Raw genomic sequence first — 18463 nt, 5'->3', positions numbered from 1 at the left:
TGCCCACCTTCGCCCAGGCAATCGAGGCGCCGCCCATTGCGGGCGGCGCCGGATCGATCAGCGCTCCAGCAGAATCCGCAGCATGCGCCGCAGCGGCTCGGCAGCGCCCCACAGCAACTGGTCGCCGACGGTGAAGGCGCCGAGATACTGGGAGCCCATGTTCAGCTTGCGCAGGCGCCCGACCGGAACGCTCAGGGTGCCGGTGACGGCGGCCGGGGTCAGCTCGCGCACGCTTACCTCGCGGTGGTTCGGCACCAGCTTGACCCAGGGATTGTGCTGGCTGATCAGGCCCTCGATGTCGGTCAGCGGCACATCCTTGTTCAACTTGATGGTCAGTGCCTGGCTGTGGCAACGCATGGCGCCGACGCGCACGCAGATACCGTCGACCGGGATCGGGTTCTTGAAGCGGGCGAGGATCTTGTTGGTCTCCGCCTGGGCCTTCCACTCTTCGCGGCTCTGCCCGTTGGGCAGTTCCTTGTCGATCCAGGGGATCAGGCTGCCGCCCAGCGGCGCGCCGAAATGCTCGGTGGGGAAGGCTTCGCTGCGCAGGGTCTCCGCCACCTTGCGGTCGATGTCGAGGATCGCGCTGGCCGGGTTGGCCAGGTCATCCGCCACCGATGCATGGGCGGCGCCCATCTGCTTGAGCAGTTCACGCATGTTCTGCGCACCGGCGCCGGAGGCGGCCTGGTAGGTCATGGCGCTCATCCACTCGACCAGGCCGGCGTCGAACAGCCCGCCCAAGGCCATCAGCATCAGGCTGACGGTGCAGTTGCCGCCGATGTAGTTGCGGGTGCCGGCGTCCAGGGCCTGGTCGATGACCTTGCGGTTGACCGGGTCGAGGACGATCACCGCGTCGTCTTCCATGCGCAGGCTGGAGGCGGCATCGATCCAGTAGCCCTGCCAGCCGGCCTCGCGCAGCTTGGGGAATACTTCGCTGGTGTAGTCGCCGCCCTGGCAGGTCAGGATCACGTCGAGGGTCTTCAGCTCGTCGATGCTGTAGGCGTCCTTCAGCGGAGCGATGTCCTTGCCCACTTCCGGGCCCTGGCCACCGACGTTCGACGTGGTGAAGAACACCGGCTCGATCAGGTCGAAGTCCCGCTCTTCCAGCATCCGCTGCATGAGTACGGAACCCACCATCCCGCGCCAACCGATCAGACCTACACGCTTCATCGCAACTACACCTATATGAGAGAAGTGAGCTGGCCGGCAGCCATCATGGCGCCGGCCAAGCCCGTCAGATTACAGATTCTTGAGTGCCGCGACTACGGCATCGCCCATTTCCCGGGTGCCGACCTTGCGGCAGCCTTCGGACCAGATGTCGCCGGTGCGCAGCCCCTGGTCGAGGACCTTGCTCACCGCCTGCTCGATGGCGTCGGCGGCGGTCGCCTGGCTGAAGCTGTAGCGCAGCATCATCGAGACCGAGAGGATGGTCGCCAACGGGTTGGCGATGCCCTGACCGGCGATGTCCGGGGCGGAACCGTGGCAGGGTTCGTACATGCCCTTGTTGTTCGCGTCGAGCGAGGCAGAAGGCAGCATGCCGATGGAACCGGTCAGCATGGAAGCCTCATCCGACAGGATGTCGCCGAACATGTTGTCGGTGACCATCACGTCGAACTGCTTGGGCGCGCGCACCAGCTGCATGGCGGCGTTGTCCACGTACATATGGGAAAGCTCGACGTCCGGGTAGTCCTTCGCCACCTCTTCCACCACTTCCCGCCACAGCTGGCTGGAGGCGAGGACGTTGGCCTTGTCCACCGAGCAGAGCCTGTTGTTGCGTACGCGGGCCATGTCGAAACCGACGCGGGCGATACGACGGATTTCGCTCTCGCTGTACGGCAGGGTGTCGTAGGCCTGGCGCTCGCCGTTCTCCAGCACGCGCTGCTCGCGGGGCTGGCCGAAGTAGATGCCGCCGGTCAGTTCGCGGACGATGAGGATGTCCAGCCCGGCGACCACTTCCGGCTTCAGGCTGGAGGCCGCGGCCAGTTGCGGGTAGAGGATGGCCGGACGCAGGTTGGCGAACAGGCCCAGTTGCGAACGAATCTTCAGCAGACCGCGCTCGGGACGGATATCGCGTTCGATCCTGTCCCATTTCGGCCCTCCTACCGCGCCCAGCAGCACCGCATCGGCCTGGCGCGCGCGCTGCAGGGTCTGGTCGGCCAGCGGCACGCCGTGCTTGTCGATGGCCGCGCCACCGATGACGTCCTCGGCCAGTTCGAAGCCGAGCTGGAACCTGTCGTTGGCCAGTTCCAGCACCTTGACCGCTTCCGCCATGATTTCCGGGCCGATACCGTCACCGGGGAGAACCAGGATCTGCTTGCTCATAACACCCTCTTGTCCTTCATTCATTGAACGGCGGGCATGCGCCGCCGTGATCGAACCGTCACTCCCGACGCAGCCACAGCACCAGCACGTCGGTGCTGAACGAGCCGTCGTCGGCAATCTCGAAATACTCCCTGACTTCCTCGCCCACCGCCAGCTGCAAGCTGCGGATCGCCTGGCGGAACACCTCCGGCGTACGCATCCGCTCGACCCACGACTGGAACTCCAAGCGCAGACGCTGGCGCCGGCTTCCGGTGACCAGCAAGCCAGCCTCGCCGCTCAGGCGCGCCCACTCGGCCGGCGAGTAGTTGCGCACATGGCTGGTGTCGCGGAGCAGCTCGACGGTCTGCAGGAAGGTGTCCGGCAAGGCCTGCCCGGGCGCCGCCACGTCGACGAAGATCGCCACCCCGCCGGGCTTGAGCACCCGCCGCACCTCGCGCAGGGCCAGGCCGACGTCGCGCCAGTGATGGGTGGAATAGCGACTGAAGACGAAATCGAACTCGCCGTCGGCGAAGGGCAGGCTCTCCGCCTTGCCCTGCTCGGTGCGGATGTTCGCCATGCCCCGTTCCGCGGCGCTCTGCGCCACCACGGCGAGCATCTCGGCGGAAAGATCGTAGGCCACCACCTCCCCTGCCAGGGCGGCGACCTGGAAGCTCACGTGGCCGGCGCCGCAACCCAGGTCGAGGACCCGCGCTTCCGGGCGCCCGGCCAGGGCGTCGCGCAGCAAGGCGAATTCCTCGCCCTGGGCATGCACGGCGCTGCTCAGGTAGGCCGCAGCCTGGGCGCCGAACTGGCGCTGGACAACGTCATCGTGGTCGCTCATGAACCTACTCCAGGAGAAAAACCGGGCGCACCCTACCCAGGATGCGCCCGGCAAGGGGACTCGCGTGCCGCTCAGCGGAACAGCCAGGGCTGCTGCTGGCGGTAGCCGTCCTCGAAGGCGCGGATCGCATCGGCGTCCTGCAGCGTCAGGCCGATGTCGTCGAGGCCGTTGAGCAGGCAATGCTTGCGGAACGGGTCGACCTCGAAACCCAGCACCTTGCCATCAGGACGGGTAACGGTCTGCGCCGCCAGGTCGATGGACAACTGGTAGCCTTCGTTCGCCTCGACCTGGCGGAACAGTTCGTCCACCTCGGCCTCGGGCAGGATGATCGGCAGCAAGCCGTTCTTGAAACTGTTGTTGAAGAAGATGTCGGCATAGCTCGGTGCGATCACCGTGCGGAAACCGTACTCGTCCAGCGCCCAGGGCGCGTGCTCGCGGGACGAGCCGCAGCCGAAGTTCTCCCGCGCCAGCAGTACGCTGGCGCCCTGGTAGCGCGGCTGGTTGAGGACGAAGTCCGGGTTCAGCGGACGCTTCGAGTTGTCCTGTCCCGGCTGCCCGACATCCAGGTAGCGCCATTCGTCGAACAGATTGGGGCCGAAGCCGGTGCGCTTGATCGACTTGAGGAATTGCTTGGGAATGATCTGATCGGTATCGACGTTGGCGCGATCCAGCGGAGCGACGAGACCGGTCGTCTGGGTATAGGGTTTCATCTCGGTTCTCCTCAGGCGAGCAATTCGCGGACATCGATGAAGCGGCCGTTGACGGCCGCGGCGGCGGCCATCGCCGGGCTGACCAGGTGGGTACGGCCACCGGCGCCCTGACGGCCCTCGAAGTTGCGGTTGGAGGTCGAGGCGCAGTGTTCGCCGCTCTCCAGCCGGTCCGGGTTCATCGCCAGGCACATGGAACAGCCCGGCTCGCGCCATTCGAAGCCGGCCTCGATGAAGATCCGGTCCAGGCCTTCCTTCTCGGCCTGCTCCTTGACCAACCCGGAACCCGGCACCACCAGCGCCTGTTTGATGGTCGCGGCGACCTTGCGGCCCCTGGCCACTTCGGCGGCAGCGCGCAGGTCCTCGATCCGCGAGTTGGTGCAGGAACCGATGAATACCCGGTCCAGCTGGATGTCGGTGATCGCCTGGTTCGGCCGCAGGCCCATGTACTTCAAGGCGCGCTCGATCGAACCGCGCTTGATCGGGTCGCTCTCGCGGGCCGGGTCCGGCACGTTCTGGTCCACGGCCAGGACCATTTCCGGCGACGTGCCCCAGCTGACCTGCGGCTTGATCTGCGCGGCGTCCAGCTCGACCACGGTATCGAAGCGCGCATCGGCGTCCGACACCAGTCCCTGCCAGCAGGCGACGGCCTGGTCCCATTGCTCGGCGCTCGGCGCGAAGGGCCGGCCCTTCACGTAGTCGATGGTCTTCTGGTCGACGGCGACCAGGCCGACGCGGGCGCCCGCCTCGATCGACATGTTGCAGATGGTCATCCGCCCTTCGATGGACAGGTCGCGGATGGCGCTGCCGGCGAACTCGATGGCGTGGCCGTTGCCGCCGGCGGTGCCGATCCTGCCGATCACCGCGAGGACGATATCCTTCGCCGTGACGCCGGCCGGCAACCTGCCTTCGACCTTGACCAGCATGTTCTTCATCTTCTTCGCCACCAGGCACTGGGTCGCCAGCACATGCTCGACCTCGGAAGTGCCGATGCCGTGGGCCAGCGCGCCGAAGGCGCCGTGGGTGGAAGTGTGCGAGTCGCCGCAGACCACGGTCATCCCCGGGAGGGTCGCGCCCTGCTCCGGACCGACCACATGGACGATGCCCTGGCGCACGTCGTTCATCTTGAATTCGGTGATGCCGAAGTCGTCGCAGTTCTCGTCGAGGGTCTGCACCTGCAGGCGCGAGACCTCGTCGGCGATGGCGGCGATGCCGCCCTTGCGCTCGGTGCGGGTGGTCGGCACGTTGTGGTCCGGGGTGGCAATGTTGGCGTCGATCCGCCACGGCTTGCGCCCGGCCAGGCGAAGACCCTCGAAGGCCTGCGGCGAGGTCACTTCGTGCAGGATATGGCGGTCGATATAGATCAGCGCCGAACCGTCGTCGCGCTGCTTGACCAGGTGCATGTCCCAGAGTTTGTCGTAGAGGGTCTTGCCGGCCATCGGGATTTCCTCATCAGCTTATTTCTATGCCCACAGGGCTTGTGAGGATGATCCTATGGCTTGTCTACGAATAACTCAAATTCATATTTTTCATCCAAAGCATTCCCAACAGGAATCCATTGGCGCTAAGCTCCGGGCAGCCGAAACCAGCGGAGGCCCGCAATGGACCTGAACAGCCTCAACACCTTCATCGCCATTGCCGAGACCGGCAGCTTCTCCGAAGCCGGCGAGCGCCTGCACCTGACCCAACCGGCGGTGAGCAAGCGCATCGCCGCCCTCGAACAGCAGCTCAATGCCCGGCTGTTCGACCGGGTCGGCCGCGAGGTCAACCTCACCGAGGCCGGGCGCGCCCTGCTGCCGCGCGCCTACCAGTTGCTCAACGTGCTCGACGACACCCGCCGGGCGCTGAACAACCTCACCGGCGAGGTCAGCGGCCGGCTGGTCCTGGCCACCAGCCACCACATCGGCCTGCATCGCCTGCCGCCGCTGCTGCGCGCCTTCACCCGGGCGCATCCGCAGGTGGCGCTGGATATCCAGTTCCTGGATTCGGAAGTGGCCTACGAGGAGATCCTTCATGGCCGTGCGGAGCTGGCAGTGATCACCCTGGCCCCGGAAACCGCCGAACCGGTGCGCGCAGTCCCGGTGTGGAACGACCCGCTGGACTTCGTCGCCGCCCCGGAGCACCCGCTGGCCCGACAGGGCACGGTGTTCCTCGCCGACGTCGCCAAGCACCCCGCGGTATTCCCCGGCGGCAACACCTTCACCCACCACATCGTGCGGCGCATGTTCGAAGCCGAAGGGCTGACGCCGAACATCGCCATGAGCACCAACTACCTGGAGACCATCAAGATGATGGTCTCCATCGGCCTGGCCTGGAGCGTGCTGCCGCGGACCATGCTCGACGACCAGGTGGTGCGCCTGCCGCTACAGGACATCCAGCTCAGCCGCCAGCTCGGCTACATCCTGCACACCGAGCGGACCCTGTCGAACGCCGCGCGCGCCTTCATGCGCCTGCTCGACGAACAGGCATTCGGCAACGGCACTCCAGCGGCCTGAAGCGATTCAGGTCGAACGCCACGGGGAGGCCCTCCCCTCTTCGCCGTCCGCGGCCAGCGCTCACCCGACCTGCATGCCAATGCCCTCGCGACTCAGCCCTCGCCGACCCACGCCTGCACCTCGACCTCCACGTCGACCCCCAGCGCCAGCCCGGCGGTCACCGTCGAGCGTACCGGCAAGGCCCCCTGCACATGACGCTGGTAGACCTCGTTGAAACCGGCGAAGTGAGCCATGTCCGACAGCCAGACGGTGACCTTCACCAGTTGGTCGAAACGCGCGCCACAGCTCTCCAGGGTCTCGCCGATGCGTGCCATCACCGCTTCGGTCTGGGTCTGGATATCGCCACGTACCACCTCGCCGCTCGGACTCATCGGCACCTGTCCGGAAAGAAACAGGAAGCCGCCGGCCCGCACCGCGCGGGAAAAGGGAAACGGCAGGCTGCTGGGGTAACGCTGGATGTCATCGCTCATCTGGATTGCCTCCTGTTACTGAAGCGCTAGGAAGAAAAGCCTTCGGCCGCGAAATCGGTGGATTCATGCGGCACAGCGAATCAACCCTGGCTCATATCGACGCGCTCCGCCAGAAAGTTCAGGAACGCCCGCACGCGCAGCGGCAGATAGCCGCCCTGGCCGACGTAGACGGCGTGGACTTCCTCCAGGTCGCCCGGGTTGTATGCCTCGAGCACGGGAATCAGGCGACCGGCGGCTATGTCCTCGCGCACCTGGAACGCGGCCAGCCGCGCCAGGCCCAGGCCGGCCACGGCCAGACGGCGCAGCGCCTCGCCATCGCTGGCCTGGGCGTTGCCCGACAACGGCACCACGAGTTCCTCGCCGGCGTCCCGCAGCGGCCAGCCGGAGCGCGTTCGCACATAGTTGGCGCCGAGGCGGTTGTGCCCCAGCAGCGCCTGCGGCGTGGCCGGCATGCCATGCCGGGCCAGGTAGGCCGGCGCACCGACGATCAGCATGCGCGTGCTCCCCAGCTTGCGCGCCACCAGGCTCGAGCTTTTCAGCGGCCCCGCGCGCACGGCCACGTCGGTGCGCTGCTCGAGGATGTCGACGACCTCATCGGTCAGCACGATATCCAGCGTCACCTCGGGATGCTGCGCGAGGAACTCGGGCACCAGCGGCAGCAGGAAATGATGTCCGAAAGGCACGTTGGCGTTGACTCGCAAGCGCCCGCGCGGCGCCGCGTTTTCGCTCGCACACCGCTCGGCTTCCTCCAGGTCGGCCAGGATACGCACCCCGCGCTCGTAGAACGTGCATCCCTCGGGCGTCAGTTGCAATTGACGGGTGGAGCGGTTCAGCAAGCGGGTTCCCAGGCGCTGTTCGAGCCGGGTGATCAGCTTGCTGACTGCCGAGGGCGTCATGCCGCAACGTCGAGCGGCGGCGGAAAAGCCCCCCGACTCGACGACCCGGGCAAACACCTCCAGTTCGCCGGAACGGTTGACTTCAAGCCGGGCCATGGCGCCCTGCCTGATGATTTCGCTTCATAAATGATGTTCCCCGCTACGGTCTATTTCCCTTAAATCTTTGAATTCATCATCAGCTACAGGATAACCACTGAATTCAACGACATGAAACGACCCATCGAAAGACTTCCCGCCGCGACCTCCAGCGCAACCCGGGCCTTCGCGCTCGCGACGAGCCTGTTGTACGCCTGCGCCGCGCCGGCCGCTTCCTGGACCGCCAGCTGGCAGGCCAGCCCGCAGCCGGTCTGGGCTGAGGACTTCCTGTTTCCCAGCAACGTGCCGGCCGAACTGCACGACCAGACGGTGCGGCAACTGGCGCGAATCAGCCTGGGAGGAACACGCGTGCGCATCGTCCTGGCAAATACCTATGGAAGGCGCCCGATCCGGATCGGCCAGGCCACCCTGGCCAAACCGGGTTCCGAGCGCGCCGCGGTCGCCACCGGCAGCCTGCATGACGTGACCTTTGGCGGACGCCGGACGGCGACCATCGCGCCCGGCGCCACGCTACTCAGCGATCCGGTGGCGATGCCGGTGGCCGCGCTCTCGCAGGTGCTGGTGAGTCTCTACCTGCCGGCCGCCACGCCCATGGAAACCTTCCACTGGGACGGCCGCCAGACGGGCTGGATCGTCGCCGGCGAGCAGACCCAAAGCCACGCATTGCAGTTGGCCGCGGCGGACAGCCAGAGCACCACCGCGCGCCTGCTGTTGACAGGTATCCTGGTCGAAACCGAAACGGCAACGCGGGCTCTGGTGACGCTCGGCGACTCGATCACCGACGGAGCCAGCGCCAGCCTCGACCGGAACAGCCGTTGGCCGGACTTCCTCGCCGAACGCCTGGCCCCGCATGGCGTCGCCGTGGTCAATGCGGGGATTTCCGGCGCCCGTCTGCTGAGCGACGGCATGGGCGCGAGCGCGCTGGCACGTCTGGACCGCGACGTACTGGCCCAGCCAGGCGCAAGCAGCATGGTGGTGATGCTCGGCATCAACGACATTGCCTGGCCCGGTACCGCTTTCGCCCGGAATGCCGCACCGCCCACCCTGGAAGCGCTGATCGCCGGCTACCGGCAATTGATCGAACGGGCGCACAACCGGGGTATCCGGGTCGTCGGCGCGACCCTCACGCCGTTCGAGGGCGCACTGCCCGGCACGCCGTTGAGCGATTATTACCAGCCCGCCAAGGAAGCCCTGCGCAGGCAGGTTAACGAGTGGATCCGTCATGCCGGCGCCTTCGATGCGGTGATCGACTTCGACGCGGCATTGCGCGATCCAGAGCAGCCGTCGCGGCTCGCCGCGCGCTACGACTCCGGCGACCATCTGCACCCCAGCGACGAAGGCAACCGGGCGATGGCGGCCGCCGTCGACCTCGACGTCCTGCTGGACGAGGTGCCTGACGGCACACCGGCAGAGCCCCGGGCCGATAGCGCAACGAAATGAAAAAAGGCGCCCGAAGGCGCCTTTTTTCGATCACCGCTGACGGTTACTGGTTGTCCAGTGCCGGGCGCTGGCCATTGATGGCGATACGCTTCGGCTTGGCTTCTTCCGGAACCAGCCGGACCAGGTCGATGTTCAGCAGGCCGTTGGCCAGCGAAGCCGCCTTGACCTCGATATGGTCGGCCAGGCGGAACGACAGCTTGAAGGCGCGCTGGGCGATGCCCTGGTGCAGGTAGGTCACGTTGTCCGTGGACTTCTCGCGCTTGCCGCCACTGACGGTCAGCACGCCGCGCTCGACCTGCAGGTCCAGGTCTTCCTCCTGGAAGCCGGCGGCGGCGATGACGATGCGATACTCGTCGTCACCGTGCTTTTCGACGTTGTAGGGCGGGTAGGTACTCCCGGCCTCATTGCGCAGGGCCGACTCGAACAGATCGTTGAAGCGATCGAAGCCTACGGAATGACGGAACAGCGGGGCGAGGGAAAAAGCGTTGCTCATTGCGAATCTCCTGAATTATCAGCAAGTACTCTGATGCGGAACCCGTCTTCGGCATCCCGCACGAACTAGATAGGGATCGTCGGAAGTATTTCAAGAGCCTTGAGAACGACCGTTCGTCGTGCTCAGATCGAAACTCATCCTTTCGAGAACCGTCGCCATGGAACGCGCAATCCCGACCTTCCCCTGCCGCGATCTGGACAGCGCCAGCGCCTTCTACCAGTCCCTCGGCTTCCACCTTGGCGCTCGCTATCCGACCTACGCCATCCTCCAGCGCGGCGCCCTGGAGCTGCACCTGTCGCTGTTCGAAGCGCTCGAACCGAAGACCAATTGCAGCGCTGCCTACCTGCGCCTGGAGGACGCCCAGGCGCTGCATCGCCAGGCCGCGGCCCTCGGCCTGGGCGGCCAGGGGATTCCACGCATCACGGCCCTGGAAGACCAGCCCTGGGGTATGCGCGAATTCGCCCTGGTCGATCCCGACGGCAACCTGCTGCGGGTCGGCCAGGAGCTCGATGCGACGCCAGAGCAACACCGGGTTCGCCTGGCCAGCGCCGACGACGTCCCCGCGGTGGCCGCGCTCTGGCAAGCCAATGTCCGCGAAGCCGGGGAAACCCTGGATGCCGGCGACCAACAGGCGATCCAGGCACTGCTCCTGGCCGCCTCGCGCAACCGCTTGCTCTGGCTGGCGGAGGCCCAGCAGCATCCCCGCGGTTTCGTCCTCGCCCACCTGTGGCAGATCGAGGACGGTCAGGCACGGGTCGGAGAGATCGCAGAGCTCTACGTACTGCCGCAGGCCCGCCGCCAGGGCCTGGCCCGGGAACTGGTGGGCAGCGCCGAGGAGGCCCTGCGCTCGCGCGGCGCCGGCCTGATCCGCGCGCAATCGGCCCTTGACGCGCCGCTGTCCAACCTGTTCTGGCAGGGCCTGGGCTGGGACGCCGACTACCTGACCTTCACTCGCTACTGACCTGGGGAGCATCATCATGCGCAACGTCATGCTGATCACCGGAGCCAGCCGCGGCATCGGCGCCGCCACCGCTCTGCTCGCCGCCGAACGCGGCTATGCGGTCGTCCTCAACTATCTGCGCAACCGCGAGGCCGCCGAAGCGCTGCGCCAGCGCATCGAGCGCCAGGGCGGCGAAGCCCTGGCGGTGGCGGCCGACGTAGCCGAGGAAGGCGATGTCGAGCGGCTGTTCGCTGCCATCGACGAACGTTTCGGCCGCCTCGATGTGCTGGTCAACAACGCCGGCATGCTGGAAGCGCAGACGCGCCTGGAAAACATCGACGCGGCGCGCCTGCACAGGGTATTCGCGACCAACGTGACCGGCAGCTTCCTCTGCGCCCGCGAGGCGGTGAAGCGCCTGTCGACCCGCCACGGCGGGCGCGGCGGCAGCATCGTCAACGTATCCTCGATGGCCTCGCGGCTGGGATCGCCCAACGAATACATCGACTATGCCGCCGCCAAGGGCGCCATCGACAGCATGACCATCGGGCTGGCCAGGGAAGTGGCGGCGGAGGGTATCCGGGTCAACGCGGTGCGGCCCGGACTGATCGATACCGAGATCCACGCCAGCGGCGGCGAGCCCGGCCGTATCGAACGCCTGAAGGGCGGCATACCGCTAGGACGCGGCGGCACGGCGGAGGAAGTCGCGCGGGCGATTCTCTGGCTGGCGTCGGACGAAGCCAGCTACAGCACCGGCACCTTCATCGATGTCAGCGGCGGCCGCTAGGCCTGCTACGCAAGCTAGGCCGCCTGGCTGAACGACACCTGCAACAGCCGGTCGATGGTTTCGCAATCGCTTTCCCGGCGAATCCGCGCGAACAGCTCGACGGCTTCGGGATAGGTGCGCGTGAGCATGCCCAGCCACTGCTTGAGACGGCCCGGGGCATAGCGCGGGGCGAGCTTGCGCCGGGCCTGTAGCCAGAAGTCGCGCAGCAGCGGCAACAGCTCGCTCCAGGGCATCTCGCGGATTTCGCCGCCATCGCGCCAGGCGGCGATCTGCCGAGCCAGGCCAGGACGCGAGACCAGGCCGCGACCGAGCATGATGTCCTCCACCCCGCTGACCTCGCGACAACGCAGGTAGTCGTCGAGCGTCCACACTTCGCCATTGGCGAACACCGGCACGCGCACCGCCTCGGCCACCCGCGCCACCCACTCCCAGTGCGCCGGCGGCCTGTAGCCATCGACCTTGGTCCGGGCATGCACCACTACATGGGCCGAGCCGCCGTCGGCCAGGGCCCGCGCACAATCCAGGGCGCCGTCGGGACTGTCGTAGCCCAGGCGCATCTTCGAGGTCACCGCAATCTCGCTAGGCACCGCGCGACGCACGGCGGCGACGATGTCGTGCATCAGCTCCGGCTCCTTGAGCAATACCGCGCCGCCGCGCGAGCGGTTCACGGTCTTGGCCGGACAACCGAAGTTCAGGTCGATCACCGGGGCGCCCAGCTCACAGGCGAACGCGGCGTTATCCGCCAGGCACGCAGGATCGGAGCCGAGCAACTGCACACGCATCGGCGTCCCGGCGCGGGTCCGGCTGCCGTCGCGCAGCTCCGGCGCCAGCTTGTGGAAAGCCGTGGCCGGCAGCAGGCGATCGGTGATGCGGATGAATTCGGTGACGCACCAATCGATGCCGCCGACGCGGGTCAGCACGTCGCGGAGGATTTCATCCACCAGACCTTCCATCGGCGCCAGGGCGATTTGCACGAACCACTACCTCGAAAATGACAGGCGGCGGATTCTAGAGAATCCGCCGCCCGGAACAAAGTGCGAATGCCTGCCGGCCGACGCGCGACGGGTCAGGCCCCGGCGAGCAGAGCCTGGCCGTAGCCGTCGATGAACTCCGCCGGCATCCGCTTCGGCTTGCCGCTGGACAGTTCGATGCAGACGAAGGTGGTCTGCGCCCGCAGCAGCGTGGCGCCATCCGCCGGGCGTACCAACTGGAAGCGCCGGTTCATCCGCAGGCGCTGGTCGGACTCGACGATCCAGGTCGCCAGTTGCAGTTCGTCGCCCTCGTAGGCCGCGGCCAGGTAGTCGATCTCGTGGCGCAGCACCGCCATCGCCCGGTCCAGCCGGCGGTACTCGGCCAGGTCCAGGCCCAGCCGCTGCGAGTGGCGCCAGGCGCAGCGCTCCAACCAACTGACGTAGACGGCGTTGTTCGCGTGGCCGAGCCCGTCGATGTCCTCGGCGAGGACCCTGAGGTCGATCACGAACGGATCGGCGTAGTCCCAATTCATCAATGCTGCTCCAGGCTGCCGGCCAGTTCGCGCGCTTCCCTGGCCAGTTGTGTGATCTGATCCCAGGCCCGCGCCCGGATCAGGCTCGGCGGCGCCAGCCAGGTGCCGCCGACACAGGCGACATTGGGCAGGCGGAGGAAATTCAGCAGGTTGTCCAGGTTGACCCCGCCGGTCGGGCAGAAGCGGATGCCGGTGAACGGCCCCTTCAGGCTTTTCAGCATTTTCACGCTGGCAGTGCCATCGGCCGGGAACAGCTTCAGCGAGCGATAACCGTACTCCAGCGCCAGCAACACTTCCGAAGGCGTCATCACCCCGGGCAGGTATGGCAGGCCGGCATCCTCCGCGGCGGCGGCAAGGCGCGGCGTGCATCCGGGGCTGACGGCGAACTGCGCGCCCGCGTCGCGTGCCTCGAGAAACTGCTCGGTGTGAATCAGGGTACCCGCCCCCAGCAGGACCTCGGGCACCTCGCGATGGATGGCGGCGATCGCGTCCAGCGCCTGCGGCGTGCGCAGCGTCACTTCCAACACCGTGACGCCGCCCGCATACAACGCGCGCGCCAGGTCGGGCGCCAGCGCCACGTCCTCGATCACCAGCACCGGCAATACCGGGCTGGCCTGCAGCAGGACCCGATCCAGCGGCAATGTCATGGGCATTCCTCGATTCGAAACGGCTCGCCCCGCCGGATCGCTCCGCGCGGGCCACAGCGCTTTTTACCGAAGAACCGAGGTCAGGACAACGACAACCCCTCTGCTACGCGCCTCAGGAAGCGCTCGCCGTCTTTTCCACGCGCCGGCAAGCGCGCATCGCCGGGCGCTCCTCGAGCAGCGCCAGCAGCGACTCGCTCAGCCTGCGCTCGCCGAGCAGTCGGTGGTGGCCGCCGCCCGGCAGGCGCAGCAAGCGACTGGCCGGCCAGGCGGCATGGATGCGCTCGGCATTTTCCACCGCTACGCGCGTGTCGTCGTCGGCATGCACCACCAGTCCGGGCATTTCCAGACGGTAGCGCGCCACATCCAGGCACGCCGCGGATATGCCCGCCTGCCGCTCGACCAGGCGGATGAAATGCGAGCGAGCCAGGGCCGGCAAACCGACGAAACGAGCGAACAGGCGCAACTGTTCGAGAATCCGCGACGGCGCCGAGACCGTCACCAGCGCTTCGCTGCGCAGCCCCATCTGGGCCGCCAGCAACGCCGCCGCGCCACCCAGGGAATGACCGACCACCGCACGCAGCGGCGGCAACTCGCCAGCGGCCTCCAGCAAGGCATGGGCGAACAGCACCACGTTCGCCTCCCTGCCCGGCGAGCGGCCATGGGCCGGCGCATCGAGGGCATACACCGAATAACCCGCGCCGACCAGTTGCTCGATCAGATGGGCGAACTGTGTCGGCCTGCCGGCCCAGCCATGCAGCAGCAGGACTGCCGGCCCCTCGCCCCAGCGCAACACCGACAGCCCGAAGCGCAGAGTGACGCGCTCCGAGCTGGCCAGCAGCGGCAGCTCCCAATCCTTCGGCGGCCACTCGCCAGGCATCATGAACGCCCGACGCATACGCTCGGCCGTCCAACGCGGCGCGATGCGGCCGATCGTCCCGTTGAAACCGCGAATCCAGGTCAGGCTGCTCATCTCGCACCTCCTCAGTTCACCGCCTGCTTGGCGGCACGCAGAACCCGGTCGGACAGCTCGCCCGGCCCCAATGCCCGGGCCAGCGCCAAACCGCCAATCATCAACACCAGGTCGGCCAGGGCGACGTCGGTTTCCTCGGGACTTTCCGCCAGGCTGGCGACCATGATCTCGACATGCCTGCTCAAGACCTCGCGAAACCCCTCCGGCAGGCGCGCCACCTCGGCGAGGGTCGCCGGCAGCGGACAACCGGCGTCGACCTGTGCGTCCCGATGCTTGCGCGACAGGTAGAAGGCGGCCGCCAAGGCCCGACGCTCCTTTCCCGACAATCCGGGGTCGAGTTCGCCGAGCAGTTCGCGGCGCTTGCCGAGCAATTGCTCGAATGCCTCGAGCATCAGCGCATCCTTGCTCTGGAAGTGGGCATAGAAGCCGCCGACGGTGAGCCCCGCCGCGCCCATCACTTCCCCGACGCTAGGCTCGACGGCGCCCCGCTCGAGCAGGGCCTGGGTGGCGGCACCGAGGATGCGGGCACGGGTCTGGGTTTTCTTGTCGCTCATGACGATCTCCGAAAATATTATGAGTGAAATATTATATACATAATAAAAATCGGCAAGCGTACGGCCGGACCGTCTGTCAGGAAATTCGAAAAGGGAAAAAACAAAAGGGCCATTCCAATTCGGAATGGCCCTATAGAGCCCCGCAGAGCGGGAAAAAGTGGCGTCCCCTAGGGGACTCGAACCCCTGTTACCGCCGTGAAAGGGCGGTGTCCTAGGCCACTAGACGAAGGGGACAATGAAACCTTCGAAAAGTAAGGCCAGCGATGCTGGCCTTGGAATGTGGTGGAGCTAGACGGGATCGAACCGTCGACCTCTTGCATGCCATGCAAGCGCTCTCCCAGCTGAGCTATAGCCCCGAATTCGCCATCAGGCGGGCGATCTTCCGATCGCTTCGACAACCTTCCGGTCATCGACACGCTCATCCATTGCTGGGACGGATGAACATGAAGTGGCGTCCCCTAGGGGACTCGAACCCCTGTTACCGCCGTGAAAGGGCGGTGTCCTAGGCCACTAGACGAAGGGGACGAAACCTTCGTAGGAATCCGCAAAACCAACCGCGTATTCCCGGCAATTTGGTGGAGCTAGACGGGATCGAACCGTCGACCTCTTGCATGCCATGCAAGCGCTCTCCCAGCTGAGCTATAGCCCCAAAGTACCGCTGGATCGCTTCACTTCGTTGAGTTCGTCGTGAAGACGGGGCGCATACTAAGGGCGAGGCTTGAGGCTGTCAACATTATTTTTCATCGAAACCTAAAAAATTTTACCGGAAGAACAATCACTTACCTCCCCTCCCCAAAAAACGAGGCCCGCAACTGGGCGGGCCTCGTCATCGACTGTAGAAGAAAGCCGGTCAGCCGGGAATGGCGTCGCGGATCTTCTCCCATTCCTTGGTTTCCTTTTTCGACGCCCCGCCCAGCAGCTCCAGGGCCTGGCGCAAGCGATAGCGCGACAGGTCGGCACCAAGGATCTCCATGGCGTCCAGCACCGAAACCGAGCTGGCATGCCCGGTGATGGCCGGGAACATCAGCGGCATCACGTCGCGCAGCTTGAGCTGGAGGTGTTCGGCGACAGCCTGGATGCAGCCGGTGATGCGTTCCTTCTCCCACTGGCGCAGGGATTCGAGTTTCCACAGCACCAGTTGCAGAACCTGGCGGACCTGGGTCGGATCGAGCTTCTTGTGTTCGAACAGCGAAGCGTCCAGCGGCACCCCGCCGCTGAAGAAGAATCCGGCCAGCGGTGCGATCTGGCTGAAGTTCTCCACCCGTCCCTGCACGTGCGGAGCGATCTTCATCAGGTATTCGGGATTCAACGCCCACTTCTGCACCTCACGGGCGAACTCCTCCACGGACTGCTCGCGGATCCACTGCCCGTTCAGCCAGGAGAGCTTCTCCAGGTCGAAGATCGGTCCGCCCAGGGAGACGCGCGACAGGTCGAAATGCTCGATCATCTCGGCGAGGGTGAATTTCTCGCGCTCGTCCGGCATCGACCAGCCCATCCGCCCAAGGTAGTTGAGCAGCGCCTGCGGCAGGTAGCCCATGCGTTCGTAGAAGGTGATAGAGGTCGGGTTCTTGCGCTTGGACAGCTTGCTCTTGTCCGGGTTGCGCAGCAGCGGCATGTAGCACAGCTGCGGCTGCTCCCAGCCGAAATACTCGTAGAGCTTGATCAGCTTGGGCGCCGACGGCAGCCACTCTTCGCCGCGCAGGACGTGGGTGATGCCCATCAGGTGGTCGTCGACCACGTTGGCGAGGAAGTAGGTGGGCAGGCCGTCGGCCTTCATCAGCACCTGCATGTCCATGCGATCCCACGGAATCTCGACATCGCCGCGGAGCATGTCCGGCACCACGCAGACACCCTCGGTCGGCACCTTCATGCGGGTGACATGGGACTCGCCGGCGGCGAGGCGGCGCTGCACCTCATCCTTCGGCAGGTGCATGCAGTGGCCGTCGTAGCGCGGGGTTTCCTTGCGCGCCATCTGCTCGGCGCGAACCGCATCGAGGCGCTCGGGCGTGCAGAAGCAGGTGAAGGCATGGCCCTTCTCGACCAGTTCGTCCGAATACTTCTTGTAGATGTGCCCGCGCTCGCTCTGCCGGTACGGGCCATGCGGGCCGCCGACGTCCGGGCCCTCGTCCCACTCGATGCCGAGCCAGCGCAGGGCGTCGTAGATCTGCTGCTCGGACTCCCGCGTCGAACGCAGCTGGTCGGTGTCCTCGATGCGCAGGATGAACTGACCGCCGTGCTGACGCGCGAAGCACAGGTTGAACAGCGCGATGTATGCGGTACCGACGTGCGGGTCGCCCGTCGGCGACGGGGCGATGCGAGTACGAACAGTGGTCATGGAGACTCTCTTGCCAAGCGGAAGTTAAAACGGAAATTCAGGGGCGCGATGTTATCAGGCGGGCCGCCTCCGGCTCCAGTAAACGACCGGTGTCGGCCGGCAGGCGGCTGATCAGGAAATCGAGGAAGGCCTTGACCTTCATCGCCTGGAAACGCCGCGAAGGATAGACCGCATACAGTTCGCCGACCGGCAACGGCACGTCCGCCAGCAAACGCACCAGACGCCCGCTGTGCACGCTCTCCGCACAGATCAGCGCCGGTAGCGCGGCAATGCCGGCACCGGCGACCACCGCCTCGCGGGCGAAGGTGATGTTGTTGCAGGACAGCACCCGCTGGCAGGGCAGGCTGTCTCCAGAAAGCGGCCAGTAGCGCTGGGAGTCGGTGGACAGAAGGACCGCGCGATGCCCGGCAAGCTCGGCCACCGATGTCGGCGTGCCGTGCGCCGCCAGGTAGTCGGGGCTGGCGCAGAGCCAGCGGCTGGTAGAGAGCAGGCGACGGGCCACCAGGGTGGAATCCTCCGGCTGGCCGACCATGATCACGATGTCGACGCCCTCCTGCAGCGGATCGACGCTGCGCGAGGCCAGCTCGACCTCGGCGGTGATCTGCGGGTACTGGCGCATGAAGTCGCCCAGCAGGCTGGCGAGGAACATCTGGCCGAACTCTATCGGCGAGGTGATCCGCAGCAATCCCGACGGCGCCTGCTGCAACTGCATGACCGCCTGCTCGGCCTCGGCGAAATCGTGCATGATCTGCCGGCAGCGCTCGTAGTAGGCCTGCCCTACTTCGGTCAGGCGCAACTTGCGGGTGGTGCGATTGAGCAGGCGCACGCCCAGGCGCTCCTCCAGCAGGGCGATGCGCCGGCTCACCGTGGACTTCTGCATGCCCAGGCTCTGCGCGGCCTGGGTGAAGCTGTGGTACTCCACCACGCGGGTGAAGATCAGCGCATCATCAAGCCCCATTATTGTTCCCTATAAGCAACAAAGAGTCCGAA

19 protein-coding genes and 4 tRNA genes are annotated in these 18463 nt (G+C 66.2%); 4 read left to right on the top strand and 19 right to left on the bottom strand.

The features are described 5' to 3' along the window. Positions 1 to 57: 57 nt before the first annotated feature. The 5 genes from asd to leuC all read right to left on the bottom strand — a co-directional run bounded on the left by asd (position 58) and on the right by leuC (position 5288). Positions 58 to 1170 (bottom strand): aspartate-semialdehyde dehydrogenase, encoded by a 1113-nt coding sequence (gene asd / locus VQ067_RS09945; RefSeq protein WP_003111187.1) that lies wholly within the window; start codon positions 1168 to 1170, stop codon positions 58 to 60. A 69-nt stretch (positions 1171 to 1239) separates the two neighbouring features. Then, entirely contained in the window at positions 1240 to 2322 is a 1083-nt protein-coding gene (gene leuB / locus VQ067_RS09940) for a 3-isopropylmalate dehydrogenase (RefSeq protein ID WP_003091395.1), read from the bottom strand. A 58-nt stretch (positions 2323 to 2380) separates the two neighbouring features. Beyond that, positions 2381 to 3142: a class I SAM-dependent methyltransferase gene (locus VQ067_RS09935; protein WP_003091396.1), complete on the bottom strand. Its 762-nt coding sequence runs from the start codon at positions 3140 to 3142 to the stop codon at positions 2381 to 2383. Positions 3143 to 3213: 71 nt separating this feature from the next. Next, on the bottom strand, positions 3214 to 3852 hold the full coding sequence (leuD, locus tag VQ067_RS09930; protein ID WP_003091398.1) for a 3-isopropylmalate dehydratase small subunit: 639 nt from the start codon (positions 3850 to 3852) through the stop codon (positions 3214 to 3216). Between the two features lie 11 nt (positions 3853 to 3863). After that, complete coding sequence (gene leuC / locus VQ067_RS09925) at positions 3864 to 5288, bottom strand: 3-isopropylmalate dehydratase large subunit (RefSeq protein ID WP_003091399.1); 1425 nt, start codon at positions 5286 to 5288, stop codon at positions 3864 to 3866. A gap of 162 nt (positions 5289 to 5450) precedes the next feature. Between leuC and VQ067_RS09920 the strand changes: the two genes are divergently transcribed. After that, positions 5451 to 6344: a LysR family transcriptional regulator gene (locus tag VQ067_RS09920; RefSeq protein WP_033990418.1), complete on the top strand. Its 894-nt coding sequence runs from the start codon at positions 5451 to 5453 to the stop codon at positions 6342 to 6344. Positions 6345 to 6436: 92 nt separating this feature from the next. Here the strand turns inward: VQ067_RS09920 and VQ067_RS09915 are convergent, their stop codons facing one another. Then, on the bottom strand, positions 6437 to 6814 hold the full coding sequence (locus VQ067_RS09915) for a RidA family protein (protein WP_003115018.1): 378 nt from the start codon (positions 6812 to 6814) through the stop codon (positions 6437 to 6439). A gap of 80 nt (positions 6815 to 6894) precedes the next feature. Then, the gene (locus VQ067_RS09910) at positions 6895 to 7806 is read right to left on the bottom strand and encodes a LysR substrate-binding domain-containing protein (protein WP_003138496.1); all 912 of its coding nucleotides are present in this window, start codon (positions 7804 to 7806) and stop codon (positions 6895 to 6897) included. Between the two features lie 111 nt (positions 7807 to 7917). Between VQ067_RS09910 and VQ067_RS09905 the strand changes: the two genes are divergently transcribed. Beyond that, a complete protein-coding gene (locus tag VQ067_RS09905; protein ID WP_023109814.1) occupies positions 7918 to 9246 on the top strand; it encodes an SGNH/GDSL hydrolase family protein in 1329 nt (442 codons plus the stop codon). A gap of 43 nt (positions 9247 to 9289) precedes the next feature. Here the strand turns inward: VQ067_RS09905 and VQ067_RS09900 are convergent, their stop codons facing one another. Continuing rightward, complete coding sequence (locus VQ067_RS09900; protein ID WP_003091405.1) at positions 9290 to 9739, bottom strand: Hsp20 family protein; 450 nt, start codon at positions 9737 to 9739, stop codon at positions 9290 to 9292. A gap of 157 nt (positions 9740 to 9896) precedes the next feature. Here VQ067_RS09900 and VQ067_RS09895 point away from each other — a divergent pair, with 157 nt between their 5' ends. Together VQ067_RS09895 and VQ067_RS09890 are read left to right on the top strand one after the other, a co-directional pair. Further along, positions 9897 to 10700, top strand: a complete 804-nt coding sequence (locus VQ067_RS09895; RefSeq protein ID WP_003091406.1) for a glyoxalase/bleomycin resistance/extradiol dioxygenase family protein — start codon at positions 9897 to 9899, stop codon at positions 10698 to 10700. A gap of 16 nt (positions 10701 to 10716) precedes the next feature. After that, the gene (locus VQ067_RS09890; RefSeq protein ID WP_003104218.1) at positions 10717 to 11463 is read left to right on the top strand and encodes an SDR family oxidoreductase; all 747 of its coding nucleotides are present in this window, start codon (positions 10717 to 10719) and stop codon (positions 11461 to 11463) included. A 14-nt stretch (positions 11464 to 11477) separates the two neighbouring features. Here VQ067_RS09890 and VQ067_RS09885 read toward each other — a convergent pair whose 3' ends face one another. From VQ067_RS09885 to VQ067_RS09835, 11 genes are all read right to left on the bottom strand, one after another. After that, on the bottom strand, positions 11478 to 12437 hold the full coding sequence (locus VQ067_RS09885; protein WP_003104220.1) for a tRNA dihydrouridine(16) synthase DusC: 960 nt from the start codon (positions 12435 to 12437) through the stop codon (positions 11478 to 11480). 92 nt (positions 12438 to 12529) lie between these two features. Further along, complete coding sequence (locus VQ067_RS09880; protein WP_003107647.1) at positions 12530 to 12967, bottom strand: acyl-CoA thioesterase; 438 nt, start codon at positions 12965 to 12967, stop codon at positions 12530 to 12532. Beyond that, positions 12967 to 13614 (bottom strand): bifunctional 4-hydroxy-2-oxoglutarate aldolase/2-dehydro-3-deoxy-phosphogluconate aldolase, encoded by a 648-nt coding sequence (locus tag VQ067_RS09875; protein ID WP_003091412.1) that lies wholly within the window; start codon positions 13612 to 13614, stop codon positions 12967 to 12969. The genes VQ067_RS09880 and VQ067_RS09875 overlap by 1 nt, the downstream gene beginning before the upstream one ends. 112 nt (positions 13615 to 13726) lie before the next feature. Next, positions 13727 to 14584 carry an alpha/beta fold hydrolase gene (locus tag VQ067_RS09870; RefSeq protein WP_003160693.1) on the bottom strand — a complete coding sequence of 286 codons (858 nt, stop codon included), beginning with the start codon at positions 14582 to 14584 and terminating at the stop codon, positions 13727 to 13729. Between the two features lie 11 nt (positions 14585 to 14595). Continuing rightward, positions 14596 to 15138 (bottom strand): TetR/AcrR family transcriptional regulator, encoded by a 543-nt coding sequence (locus VQ067_RS09865; RefSeq protein ID WP_003091415.1) that lies wholly within the window; start codon positions 15136 to 15138, stop codon positions 14596 to 14598. A 158-nt stretch (positions 15139 to 15296) separates the two neighbouring features. Beyond that, a tRNA-Glu gene (locus tag VQ067_RS09860) sits at positions 15297 to 15372 on the bottom strand. A 46-nt stretch (positions 15373 to 15418) separates the two neighbouring features. Continuing rightward, positions 15419 to 15494 (bottom strand) — tRNA-Ala (locus VQ067_RS09855). 93 nt (positions 15495 to 15587) lie between these two features. After that, a tRNA-Glu gene (locus tag VQ067_RS09850) sits at positions 15588 to 15663 on the bottom strand. A gap of 48 nt (positions 15664 to 15711) precedes the next feature. Then, a tRNA-Ala gene (locus VQ067_RS09845) sits at positions 15712 to 15787 on the bottom strand. Between the two features lie 201 nt (positions 15788 to 15988). Beyond that, a complete protein-coding gene (gene gltX, locus VQ067_RS09840; RefSeq protein WP_003104596.1) occupies positions 15989 to 17473 on the bottom strand; it encodes a glutamate--tRNA ligase in 1485 nt (494 codons plus the stop codon). A gap of 37 nt (positions 17474 to 17510) precedes the next feature. Further along, positions 17511 to 18431, bottom strand: a complete 921-nt coding sequence (locus VQ067_RS09835) for a LysR family transcriptional regulator (protein WP_003091419.1) — start codon at positions 18429 to 18431, stop codon at positions 17511 to 17513. Positions 18432 to 18463: the final 32 nt, after the last annotated feature.

The organism is Pseudomonas sp. KBN12P06040, assembly GCF_037574965.1.
Classification (GTDB): domain Bacteria; phylum Pseudomonadota; class Gammaproteobacteria; order Pseudomonadales; family Pseudomonadaceae; genus Pseudomonas; species Pseudomonas aeruginosa.
The sequence above is the reverse complement of the archived record's forward strand: the minus strand, read 5'-3'. Positions and strand labels throughout refer to the sequence as shown.